The 11,878-nt window shown below is 54.0% G+C and carries 7 protein-coding genes and 3 pseudogenes; 3 read left to right on the plus strand and 7 right to left on the minus strand.

Annotated features, from left to right (window positions below):
- Nucleotides 1-25 precede the first annotated feature (25 nt).
- Entirely contained in the window at nucleotides 26-604 is a 579-nt protein-coding gene (lpcA, locus tag KE671_RS21735; protein ID WP_028017728.1) for a D-sedoheptulose 7-phosphate isomerase, read from the minus strand.
- A gap of 239 nt (nucleotides 605-843) precedes the next feature.
- Here lpcA and fadE point away from each other — a divergent pair, with 239 nt between their 5' ends.
- Both fadE and KE671_RS21745 read left to right on the plus strand, forming a co-directional pair.
- The gene (fadE, locus tag KE671_RS21740) at nucleotides 844-3,288 is read left to right on the plus strand and encodes an acyl-CoA dehydrogenase FadE (protein WP_206164699.1); all 2,445 of its coding nucleotides are present in this window, start codon (nucleotides 844-846) and stop codon (nucleotides 3,286-3,288) included.
- A 109-nt stretch (nucleotides 3,289-3,397) separates the two neighbouring features.
- Nucleotides 3,398-4,168, plus strand: coding sequence for an amidohydrolase (locus KE671_RS21745; RefSeq protein ID WP_206164700.1), 771 nt, complete (start codon nucleotides 3,398-3,400; stop codon nucleotides 4,166-4,168).
- A gap of 93 nt (nucleotides 4,169-4,261) precedes the next feature.
- On the opposite strand, the pseudogene KE671_RS22935 reads toward KE671_RS21745, so the two are convergent.
- From KE671_RS22935 to KE671_RS22940, 3 genes and pseudogenes are all read right to left on the minus strand, one after another.
- Nucleotides 4,262-5,214, minus strand: a pseudogene (locus tag KE671_RS22935) (RHS repeat domain-containing protein); the annotation flags it as partial.
- Between the two features lie 251 nt (nucleotides 5,215-5,465).
- Nucleotides 5,466-5,696 carry a hypothetical protein gene (locus KE671_RS21760; protein ID WP_206164702.1) on the minus strand — a complete coding sequence of 77 codons (231 nt, stop codon included), beginning with the start codon at nucleotides 5,694-5,696 and terminating at the stop codon, nucleotides 5,466-5,468.
- Nucleotides 5,689-6,117, minus strand: a pseudogene (locus KE671_RS22940) (glycohydrolase toxin TNT-related protein); the annotation flags it as partial. The gene KE671_RS21760 and the pseudogene KE671_RS22940, both read right to left, overlap by 8 nt.
- Nucleotides 6,118-6,263: 146 nt before the next feature.
- Here KE671_RS22940 and KE671_RS22890 point away from each other — a divergent pair.
- Nucleotides 6,264-6,511: pseudogene (locus KE671_RS22890) on the plus strand (SymE family type I addiction module toxin).
- Between the two features lie 101 nt (nucleotides 6,512-6,612).
- On the opposite strand, the gene KE671_RS21780 reads toward KE671_RS22890, so the two are convergent.
- The 3 genes from KE671_RS21780 to KE671_RS21790 are packed head-to-tail and all read right to left on the minus strand — an operon-like array spanning nucleotide 6,613 to nucleotide 11,867.
- Nucleotides 6,613-6,870 (minus strand): hypothetical protein, encoded by a 258-nt coding sequence (locus KE671_RS21780; protein WP_206164704.1) that lies wholly within the window; start codon nucleotides 6,868-6,870, stop codon nucleotides 6,613-6,615.
- Nucleotides 6,870-11,402 carry an RHS repeat-associated core domain-containing protein gene (locus KE671_RS21785; protein WP_241029983.1) on the minus strand — a complete coding sequence of 1,511 codons (4,533 nt, stop codon included), beginning with the start codon at nucleotides 11,400-11,402 and terminating at the stop codon, nucleotides 6,870-6,872. Before KE671_RS21785 ends, KE671_RS21780 begins: the two co-directional genes overlap by 1 nt.
- Nucleotides 11,403-11,432: 30 nt before the next feature.
- A complete protein-coding gene (locus KE671_RS21790; protein ID WP_206164705.1) occupies nucleotides 11,433-11,867 on the minus strand; it encodes a DcrB-related protein in 435 nt (144 codons plus the stop codon).
- Between the last annotated feature and the right edge of the window lie 11 nt (nucleotides 11,868-11,878).

The following is an 11,878-nucleotide window of genomic DNA, read 5'->3' on the forward strand; positions in this document are numbered from 1 at the left end:
GGGGGCGCAAGCCCCCGGCGAAGACTTATTTAACCATCTCTTTTTCGATCAGCTGAATCAGGATATGAATCACTTTAATATGAATTTCCTGAATACGGTCAGCATAACCGAAATGCGGAACGCGGATTTCGATATCGGCGGTACCGGCCATTTTGCCGCCATCTTTACCCGTCAGGGTGATCACTTTCATCCCCTTTTCGCGTGCCGCAGCGATGGCTTTGATCACGTTACCCGAATTGCCAGACGTCGAGATACCTAACAGCACATCGCCTTCGCGCCCTACCGCTTCCACATAACGGGAAAAGACGTAGTCGTAACCAAAATCATTGCTGACGCAGGAGATGTGGCTGACATCGGAAATCGCAATGGCCGGGTAGCCCGGACGGTTTTCGCGATAACGCCCTGTCAGCTCTTCTGCAAAGTGCATGGCGTCACAATGAGAGCCGCCGTTACCGCAGGAGAGTACCTTACCACCCGCTTTAAAACTGTCTGCCAGCAGAACCGCCGCGCGCTGAATGGCGTGAATGTTGGCGTCATCTTTTAAAAAATTAGCCAGCGTTTCCGCCGCTTCGTTCAGTTCGTTACGAATAAGATCCTGGTACATGAGGATATCCTTCAGCATGAATGTAAATGACAGGATGCAGTGTACCGGATAGCACTGGCAGCGAGAAGCACAAGCCACCTTGATGGCGACAGCTTTTGATTTTTCGTGCCGCTGTAAACGGCAACAATGTGAGCTTTGTTGTAATTATTTTGTAAACACATTGATAAAAGATTTTACATCCACTACAACCATAATATCACAAGTGGTCAGACCTCCTACAAGCAAGGGAGCTTTTCGTTATGATGATTTTGAGTATTCTCGCTACGATCGTTTTGCTCGGCGCGCTGTTTTATCACCGCGTGAGCTTATTTCTCAGCAGTCTGATTTTGCTCGCCTGGACGGCTGCGCTTGGCGTGGCCGGACTGTGGAATATCTGGCTCCTGGTTCCACTGGCCATTCTCCTCGTGCCGTTCAATGTCACGCCGATGCGTAAATCGATGATCTCCGCGCCGGTTTTCCGTGGCTTCCGGAAGGTAATGCCGCCGATGTCGCGTACGGAGAAAGAAGCGATTGATGCCGGCACCACCTGGTGGGAAGGCGATCTGTTCCAGGGAAAACCGGACTGGAAAAAACTGCACAACTATCCGCAACCGCGTCTGACCGCCGAAGAGCAGGCGTTCATCGATGGCCCGGTGGAAGAAGCGTGCCGCATGGCGAACGACTTCCAGATCACCCACGAGCTGGCCGATCTGCCGCCGGAACTTTGGGCGTTCCTGAAAGAGCATCGCTTCTTCGCGATGATCATTAAGAAAGAGTACGGTGGGCTGGAATTCTCCGCTTACGCCCAGTCTCGCGTGCTGCAAAAACTGTCCGGCGTCTCCGGGATCCTGGCGATTACCGTGGGCGTACCAAACTCCTTAGGTCCAGGCGAGCTGTTGCAGCATTACGGTACGCAAGAGCAGAAAGACCATTACCTGCCGCGCCTCGCGCGTGGTCAGGAGATCCCTTGCTTTGCGCTGACCAGCCCGGAAGCCGGTTCTGACGCGGGCGCCATTCCGGATACCGGTATTGTTTGCATGGGAGAGTGGCAAGGCCAGCAGGTGCTCGGGATGCGCCTGACCTGGAACAAGCGTTACATCACCCTCGCGCCTATCGCCACCGTCCTGGGGCTGGCGTTTAAACTCTCCGATCCGGATAAACTGCTGGGCGGCGATGAAGAGCTGGGGATCACCTGTGCGTTAATTCCTACCTCAACGCCGGGTGTGGAAATTGGTCGTCGTCATTTCCCGCTGAACGTCCCGTTCCAGAATGGTCCAACGCTCGGTAAAGACGTGTTTGTGCCGATCGATTACATCATCGGCGGCCCGAAAATGGCCGGTCAGGGCTGGCGTATGCTGGTGGAATGTCTGTCGGTTGGTCGCGGTATTACGTTGCCGTCAAACTCGACCGGCGGAGTGAAATCCGTCGCGATGGCGACCGGTGCCTACGCCTACATTCGTCGCCAATTCAAAATCTCCATCGGTAAAATGGAAGGGATTGAAGAACCGCTGGCGCGCATTGCCGGTAACGCTTACGTGATGGATGCCGCCGCGTCCCTTATCACCTACGGCATCATGCTGGGTGAGAAACCGGCGGTGCTGTCGGCAATCGTCAAGTATCACTGTACTCATCGCGGTCAGCAGTCAATCATTGACGCGATGGATATTACTGGCGGTAAGGGCATTATGCTGGGTGAAGGCAACTTCCTGGCGCGTGCTTACCAGGGCGCGCCGATTGCCATCACTGTGGAAGGTGCCAACATCCTGACCCGCAGCATGATGATCTTCGGTCAGGGGGCAATTCGTTGCCACCCGTATGTACTGGAAGAGATGGCGGCTGCACAGAATAACGATGTCACTGCGTTCGACAAACTGTTGTTCAAACATATCGGCCACGTCGGCAGCAATAAGGTGCGCAGCTTCTGGCTGGGTCTGACGCGCGGCTTAACCAGCCAAACGCCGACCCGCGATGCGACGAAGCGTTATTATCAGCATCTTAACCGTCTGAGTGCGAACCTCGCGCTGCTCTCCGACGTGTCAATGGCAGTGCTGGGCGGCAGCCTCAAACGCCGCGAGCGCATCTCCGCCCGTCTGGGCGATGTGCTAAGCCAACTGTATCTGGCCTCGGCGGTACTGAAACGTTATGACGACGAAGGCCGCCATGAGGCCGACCTGCCGCTGGTTCACTGGGGCGTTCAGGATGCGCTGTATAAAGCGGAACAGGCGATCGACGATCTGCTGCAAAACTTCCCGAACCGTCTGGTTGCCGGTCTGCTGAAGGTAGTGATCTTCCCGACAGGCCGTCACTATCTGGCCCCATCGGACAAACTGGATCATAAAGTGGCGAAGATTTTGCAGATTCCGAGTGCCACCCGTGACCGTATTGGCCGTGGTCAGTACCTGACGCCAAGCGAGCATAATCCGGTGGGATTACTGGAAGAGGCGCTGCTGGACGTGATGGCCGCCGATCCAATCCACCAGCGTATTTGCAAAGAGATTGGCAAAAACCTGCCGTTTACCCGTCTGGATGAACTGGCGCAAAACGCCCTGGCGAAAGGCTTAATTGACAACGACGAAGCGGCCATTCTGGTCAAAGCGGAAGAAAGCCGTCTGCGCAGCATCAATGTGGATGACTTTGACCCAGAGGAGCTGGCGACGAAGCCGGTAAAGCTGCCAGAGAAAGTACGTAAAGTCGAAGCCGCATAACGTTTACGCCTAACCTTTTAGCCTCGCTTCGGCGGGGCTTTTTATCGCCCACATTTCCTGAAATCACGTGCTACAGTGTCAGAATGCCGTTCGACGAGGAGCCCCTACCGTGCCTGGTTTGAAAATTACGCTGCTGCAACAACCGCTGGTCTGGATGGATGGCCCGGCGAATTTGCGTCACTTTGACCGTCAACTGGAAGCCATGACCGGACGCGATCTGGTCGTTTTACCGGAGATGTTCACCACCGGTTTTGCGATGGAAGCCGCCGATCGCTCACTGGCGGAAGAAACACTTATCGCATGGCTGCGCGAAAAAGCGCAGCAGACCAATGCACTGGTGGCCGGAAGCGCTGCCATTCAAATTGAACAGGGGGCGGTGAACCGTTTTTTTCTGGTTGAGCCACAAGGCATGGTTCACTTTTATGACAAGCGCCACCTGTTTCGTATGGCTGAAGAGCATCATCATTACCAGCCAGGCAACCGCCGCGTGATCGTGGAATGGCGCGGTTGGCGCATTCTTCCACTGGTTTGTTATGACCTGCGATTCCCGGTCTGGTCACGAAATCTGAATGATTACGATCTGGCGCTGTATGTCGCCAACTGGCCGGCTCCACGTTCGCTGCACTGGCAAACGCTGCTGGCTGCACGCGCAATTGAAAATCAGGCCTGGGTCGCCGGGTGTAACCGCGTCGGCACAGACGGTAACGGCCATCATTATCGCGGAGACAGCCGAATCATTAATCCGCAGGGGGAAGTGATTGCAACAGCGGAAGCCCATCAGGCCACGCGCATTGACGCTGAACTGTCGCTGAGCGCATTGAAAGAGTACCGGGAAGTCTTCCCAGCCTGGCAGGATGCCGACCCGTTTATCCTGCGCTGATTTTTTGAGAGACTAAAACAACGAAAGCCTTAATCATTGCTGACTCAGGCTTTCTGAGGCATTGATGTGGGTCGCACTTCTTTAGTGAGTCGCCAGCCCTATCGGATCCTGACTGATAAACCTGCCGCACTCCGGCGCATAATATCTGAACAGATTATAGTGAAGCCCCGTTTCTTCATCATAATACTGTCCCGGTAGCCGCAGTGGCTGCTCAAAGTAGGTCCCGCTGTTGCTGATATCTCCCCGGTTTTCACCAAACCCCGCCTGGTAGCCGGCCCACACCAGCGTACCGTCCGCCGCGATCACCTCCTGCACCGTGCCCGACACATCCGTGTGGTAATACCCGATTTTCCGGCTTTCTCCGCGCCCCGTCACGCATGCTACCGGCGTGTAAGGCTGCTCCGCGTCGTACAGGAACGTCCGCTTTCCCTGCCACGTCGTCTCCTGCAACAGCCAGACCCCTCCCACACAAACGTGCTCCGGCTCTGCTCCCGCCCGGTCGTGTGCCGGTCATACGTCACCTTCCTGATGCGCCTGCCCAGCGCGTTCCAGGTGTAACGGTCCTGCTGTTTACCGGGGTGGCTGACCGTCTCCGGCAAACCCAGGCGGTTATAGCGGATGCGGACCGTTTTTCCTTCCGCATCCGTCACCGCCGTCAGGTTGCCGTCTTCATCATATTCATAGCCGGTGCTGCGCCCTGAACAGTCGGTGTACATCGTCAGTTGCCCGCGCGCATCATGCACCAGAGCAACTTCTCCGCCCCGCGCGTCGGTACGCGTGGCCAGCAGCCCCTGTTCATCGTACCCGTACCGCGTGATACGCCCTTCCGGGTCCGCCTCCTTCACCACCCGGCTCAGGGTGTCGTATTCCAGCGTTACCGTACGTTCGCCGGGGAGTTCCACGGCAACAGGGAAATGGTTGTCGTTACACGTGAAGCGGTACATTCCGCCACCCGGTGTCCGGTGCGCGGTCACATACGTCTGTTCATCAAACCACCATTGCCACTTCTGCTCCGGCTTGCCGCTCACCACCGTCTGACCGCCCGCAAAATCGTACTGAAAACGGTAATATTCGCCGTCGCTGGTTGTGTGCTCCGCCACCTGACCATCATCGCCGACAACAACGAGGTGCAGGAGTTGCGTGAGCAGCTTTATCAAGCTAAACAGATGGTTAAGGAGATTAAGGATGCGGTTGTTTAGTGGACTGAACGAGAATTAGATAATAAGAAGCCGGGAAGAGTTGGTTTCTTTCCCGGCTTTAATTCTATTTTATTGTGGGTATTCCCCTGTTTATTAAGTTATAAATATCTCAACATATGGTTAAGTTCATCAATAAAAACATGACAGGCAACATCTTCATTTGAATAATATTTTGGATCACTTCGCTGTCCCCGTTCGCTATAAAAAATGATCCATATTTCATTTTCTTTTATTAAACATAGAGATTCATTTTTCACCTCAAGCACAGAGTAACTATCTTTAGGATAGTTATTATTAATCAAAAAGTTAACAAGAGAACGATTATCCACATTTAGACCCTCTGACCTTTTTTAAGTGACCTGAATCAAGATAACTTTGGACGGAATTATCTAATTTATATTGTGTTCCCATTCCCATCTCGCCAAACCACGGAGCAATTTTACTCTTGGAAACATTTTCTATTGGTTTCATAACCTTATAAACTGAGTACGGTGATTCATTTGTTCCAGGGGGCAAAGCTCTCATTGAATATGGTGTATTAACAGGAGAAAGGTATTTTCCTCTGGGATATCCATACCTATCGATTTCCATCCCTGGCTCCAGGGTTACATTTTCTACAATTCCAAATGCACCATCATTAGGCGGCCAGGAAGTCACAGGCAGATTGCTTAATCCAAGCGGATCGATCCACCTTAGCGGATTCGGTGCATACTGATAAAGGTTTAATCCCCCCGCCAGCCCGATCGGGTCGGGACAACGAATCTATCCGATCGGCGGATCGTACTACCGATTTTGTTCGTATATTCCTGACATTACCGTGTCATAATTCATGTGCTACCGCCATACCTTGATAAAACAAGCTATCTGCACGATACCTATTTTACTATATAATCAGCATGTTAAGTATCAAAAATTCATCCAAAACACTGCGCCGTCTTAAAATCGGCTATGTCGGCATTTCCCACACCAACCCACCGGATATACGCGCAGCCCCAGCCTGCACCTTAAGGGCGACTGGCTGGCGGAGGCGGGGTTTGAGACCGGGACGGCGGTTACCGTGAAGGTTTCAGAAGGGTGTCTGATTTTGATTGCGGAGTGCAACGAGGCACAGGAGCTGCGGAAGGAACTTTATCAGGTTAAATAGGTGGTTAAGGGGATGAAGCGCGGGATATCCGGCGTACTGCGAGAAGTGTAAAAATAAAAGCCGGGGAGATTTAATATTCTTCACGGCTTTGTTCTGTTTTATTATATTTTATACTCCGCTAAAATAGCGGTAGCATAATCTACTATTTTATCAAGCTTATTTTCCTCTGCAATAGAAAAATTAGCATATTGTGCCATTGCTCTACATGTAGATAATTCTTTTATAGATTCTAAATGATTATTTAAATTTTTTATATTCTCATATCTTAATAAAAAGAAATTAGCAGACTGTATCTTTCCATTATTTTTCAATTCAATGATTATTTCATCTAATGCATTAAGCAAATTTTTTGTTTTCATTACCACGGAACCTTTGTTGTATTGGTTACCCAAACATCAGGAACATTCGATATCACAGCCTGATATCCACCGCCGGGATATCCAGCACCTTGAGCTGCTGCATTTCCCTCACTTAGCCATGTACCCTGGGGGGTTCTAAATTTTGACACATCAGTAATATCCACACCCCAATCATGTCGAATAGCAAGTTCTTGCCTTAATGCATCTTCTGATAAATATAGCTTATTTGTTAGCCATGAAAATTTTCGACCCGTTCTATTATCTATTCCATGATATTTATACAAAAACTCATCTTGAGTCAATTTCCTGTTTGTATACATTCCATTTTCAAAAGTTGACGCTATCCTATCTGGTAATTTAGGGCCTGGATAAGAACTGTCTATATCTGTTTTGCACAGTCCGAGTGGGTCAATATATGACAGCGGATTCTGTACATACGCGTAACTGTTTAACCCGCCTCTCAGCCCTATCGGGTCAGGGCTTATATACCGCCCCGTCCCGGCATCGTAGTAGCGGTGTAAATTATACCACAGCCCGCTCTCTTCATCACCCCACTGCCCTGCAAAACCCGCATCACAGCTTTCGCGGTCACTGGCGGGCGAGTCGTTCGCCGCCGGAAGTCCCCACAGGCTGCGCTGCCGCGTCCACACCTTCCGACCGTTCGCGCTGTACATCTCCTGCGGCGCGCCGTCCGGGCCGGTCACTATCGGGTAAAAGTTGCTACGGTCATCATTCGCCGCCCGGCTTTCCTTCGCCAGCAGTTCAAATCCACCCCGGTAGTGCCACTGCTCACGCAGCGCCGGACTGCCGTCCGCATACCGCTTCTCGCTTGCCGACAGCGCCATCCCCAGCCACTGATAACGCACTTCGCTGATGGCGTGCGGACTTCGTTTCCACGCTGCGCGGATGATGCTGCGTTTTGCCGTTCTTCTGCCAAAGGCGTCGTAGCTGTACTGCCACACCTCTCCGTCCGGTGTCTTTATCTCACGCAGCCGGTCAAAATCGTCCCAGCGGTAGCGCCATTCCTGCGGACGGAAGCCGTTCTTCTGTTCTGTGCGCTTCGTGACGCGACCGCAGGTGTCGTATTCATAACGGCTGTTCCCCGCCTGGCTTACGCATTCACGGCTGTACTGGTGCTGCGACAGAATGCCGTTTATCCGGCTTTCCGCTATCTGCTCGTTTACGGTATAGCGGTAGCGTTCTTCCTGCGCCGGGCCGTCGGCGTCCAGCCGCAGTACGTTCGTTATCTGGTCTCGCGCATCGTACTGGTAACGCGTTTCCCGTTCTGCGCGCGTCTTCGACCACACTTCATGCCCGGTCAGGCGGCCCGATTTATCCCACGCGTAACGGTGTTCCCCCAGCGGTCGCCATGACGCCACGCTCGGGTGACTGCCGGCCAGCCGCTCCGCGCCCTGTTTTTGCCATGCCGTACGCCCGCAGGCGTCATACCCCTGCTCCTGCCTGTACACCGCATGGTTCAGCGGCGTCTGTGTCAGCCAGCTTTCCTCATCCTCCGGGCGGTAACGTCTGCTTTTTTCCAGGCCTGAGGGGGAATGACCAAAGTCCATCCGGTGGCCGTTGCTGCGGTAGCCCGTCAGAATGCCGGAAGCATCATATTCTCTCTGTGTTTCCCCGTCCGGCGTTGTGGTGCCCGCCAGCCGTCCCGCTTCATCATAGCGGTATTCCGTGCGCTGGCCGTCCTGCTCCTCCGCCACCAGACGGTGCTGCTCATCCCACTCCAGTTTCACCTCGCTGGTCAGCGTGTAGCCTTCTTCGCTGGCATCACTGCGCTCATACACCTGCGCGCTCACCATCCGGTCATGGCGGTCGTACTGATAACACAGTTGCTGATGGTCGCCGCTGATGGTCGTCACCCGGCCATACTCATCACGCGCATACCGCCACACGCTGCCGTCCGGACGGTGTTTTTCAGCCAGTCTGCCCTGTTCATCGCGGATATAGACCGTTCTGCGTCCCGACCAGTCATCCTCTCCGGCCATCTGGCCCGCCGCATCGTAGTACAACCGCCAGCGCTGGTTACCGCTGCGCGTAAGCTGCGTCAGCCTTGCTGCGCCATCGTAGTCGCAGAGTATCCGCTGCCCGCCCGCGTCGTCCACTTCCCGCAGCAGGTCGAACGCCCCGTGCCGGTAACGCGTGGTCTGGCCCATCGCCCCGGAATGCACCGCGATTTTACCTTCGCCGTCGTAGCGGAAGGTTTCTGCGCCACCGTCGGCCCGGATAACCGCACTCAGCTTTTCATGCGGATTATCGTCTCCCGGACGATACCGCCAGTTCGTGCTGCGGCCTTCCGCATCCACCCGCCCCGTCAGCCGCAGCCAGCGGTCTTCCGTGTAATGGGTTGTGCGGCCTTCTGCATCGGTATGACTCAACAGTCCACCGCTGGCGCTGTAATGCCACTGCTCATGGCTGCCGTCAGGGTGCTGTACGTCTTTCAGCAGCCCGTCTTCGGTATAACGGTACTGCCATTTCCAGCCGTTCACCTCCCGCTGCGCCAGGTTCCCTTCCGTGTTGTAGCGGTATGCCGCCGTGGTACGGTGGTCTTTATAGGCGGTTAACAGACCGAACTCGTCCCACTGCCATTCACGTTTACGCCCGTTCTCGTCCGCTTCATTCAGGACACGCCCGGCGTAGTCGCGCTTTATCTGTGTGATGCACCCGCCCGGCTGGCGGATACACAATGGCTGGTCGTATTCGTTACGTTCCCACTCCGTAATACGACCCAGCGGGTCACGCTGTTTTTTCAGCAGCCAGGTCTCATCAAACCACAGCGTGGTGGTGGCCCCGGTGGCGTCGGTATAGTCGGTTCTGCGCTCATCCGGGAAATAGCGGAAAGTATCGTTATACAGGCCTTCCTGTGTACCCGTTGCAATCACCCGGCCTTCATCGTCATAGCGCAGGTGGAAGTGCGTCGGGCCATTGTCGCGCCAGGAACTCAGCCAGCCCTGCTCTGTGTAGGTGTAATGCAGCGCGCCGTTAAAACGGGTCTGCACATCGCTCAGTCGCTGTTCATCGCCGTGGCTGATATAGTCATAACGCACCAGCTCGCTGCCGTCGGCTTCGTCTGTAACCCGATATATCTGCCCCTGTGGGCCGCACATCACCCGCAGTTGCAACCCGCTGCTGTGCGTCACGTTTGTCAGGTGACCGATGGCGTTATAAGTGAAGAGGATTTGATTGCGGTTGCGGTCTTTTATCGCTGTCAGCCGCAGGCGGCGTGCGTCTGAAGTGACGGGCATAAAGATATAGCCCAGTTGCGTGTGTTCGTCGAAGATAATGGCCCGTTCATGGTTGCCCAGGAGGCGATAGTGCGGAACAAGCAGGTTACGGCTGTTGTATGGCTCCTGTGCCGTGGCATAGGCCGGGCATAAGCCTTCTGAATCAAAATAAGTCGCATGCTGTCCATCTTCATCAAATTCCAGATATTGCGACCAGTTACACAACCAGCGACTGCCCAACAGGCCGCTGACCGGGTGGCGGCCAGAGTAAGCCCGTTTCAGCGTCAGCGGTAAAATATGCGGATAGTAAAAATCGGTACGGTAATCCAGATACTCACCCGTTCCGGCGTCCACCGGATCGCTGAATCCCTGGCTGATACGTTCATTTGCGGCTCTGTTTAACTGCTTTGCCCCCCAGAGCGCAGTTAACACTTCCAGACCCGACACAACAGATTGTTCCAGTACCGTCATATCCGCATTAATCGGCCCATACTGTCCGGTTGTCTTATCCGCCGTGATGGTTTTACATCCTTCCTGAATCACTGCCGAACAGGTGATTTTATGGCCCTTACGCGCCAGCGGCAGGCTGTTGACGGAAATAATTTTACTGCCTTCGGCTATCTGTGGAGGAGGTGTGCCAGGATCTTTACTACAGTCAACGGGATCTGTAACACGAGCCACCGCTTTTCCTTCAAAAGAGACATTCGGTGAGCCCTTTATGATCTGCCCGGTTTCAGACGCCCAACGGGAGCCAATGGCCATGACAGCCCCTCCCACAAATCCCCCGGCAAGTCCTCCGGCTCCGGCAGCAACCGTGGCCGCAAGCACCCCCAGTGCGGCACCACCTGTTGCGACGACCAGCGCCCCCACCGCAATCCCGACAATCAGCCCACCAATCAGCCCGCCAATCGCCCCCAGAAAAGAGTTATTATGAACAATATGATGCCCCACGCAGGCCGGAATATCCGTGGGGCCTGAAACCGCGTGACCTTTACCCACTGTATCCATAAACCAGTCGCCAGCCTTGACCCCCAGCCACCCGCCCAACATCCCTCCCGCAAGCCCTGCCAGCAAAGGGCCGCCAAAGCCAGCAACAGCTTTGGCTATTCCGGCAGCACAGGTATTCGCTGCCGCTGCCGATATACCTACTTTTGCCGTAGCCCCCACCATACTGGCAACCATAATGCCAGTGCTGGCAATATGTCCACCCGTAGCAATGGCGCTTACTGTTCCGGCATTACTTTCGCGCTGATCCAGCTCTGCCAATTTTTCCTGTGCACTTTTCTCTTCCGCCATCTGCTCATCCCTCCAGCCTGTCCGGCAGAATTATTTCCCTTCCTGTGGCATCCCAAACTGAAAATTCAGTAATGCCGCTCGCATGGCTTTTCGATCCTCTTCTGACAGCGCCTGTGTTGAGGAATAGGTCAGCGTCAACACCTGGCGTTCGTTCTGCATTACCAGCAGTAGCTGTTGTATGGTCACGCCCTTGTTATTCCAGCTAAACTCCCAGTATTCCGCCGGATGTTTCTCCACATGACAGCGTTCTTCTACCGTAAACACCATTTCTGTCAGCTCAGTACGAAATTTCTTTTTCTGCACCGCCAGATAGTCATCAAACTGCGCGCCATCCGGTAATATTTCACGGGTCACAACGACATTCGCGCCGGCAACCGCACTCAGCACTGGCGTCAGAATATTCATGCTGCTGTCCTGCCAGTTTCCCGGCAGGGTGAAATGTCCTTCATTAATGAGATACTGCATTGTTATTTTTC

Origin of the sequence: Citrobacter amalonaticus, assembly GCF_018252635.1 — a bacterium.
Classification (GTDB): Bacteria; Pseudomonadota; Gammaproteobacteria; order Enterobacterales; family Enterobacteriaceae; genus Citrobacter_A; species Citrobacter_A amalonaticus_E.

What these genes read in the sequence shown, in the direction of transcription:
- KE671_RS21785 (WP_241029983.1), bottom strand. Translation starts at nt 11,402, where the DNA reads ATGGCGGAAGAGAAAAGTGCACAGGAAAAATTGGCAGAGCTGGATCAG.
- KE671_RS21790 (WP_206164705.1), bottom strand. Translation starts at nt 11,867, where the DNA reads ATGCAGTATCTCATTAATGAAGGACATTTCACCCTGCCGGGAAACTGG.
- fadE (WP_206164699.1), top strand. Translation starts at nt 844, where the DNA reads ATGATGATTTTGAGTATTCTCGCTACGATCGTTTTGCTCGGCGCGCTG.
- lpcA (WP_028017728.1), bottom strand. Translation starts at nt 604, where the DNA reads ATGTACCAGGATCTTATTCGTAACGAACTGAACGAAGCGGCGGAAACG.
- KE671_RS21780 (WP_206164704.1), bottom strand. Translation starts at nt 6,870, where the DNA reads ATGAAAACAAAAAATTTGCTTAATGCATTAGATGAAATAATCATTGAA.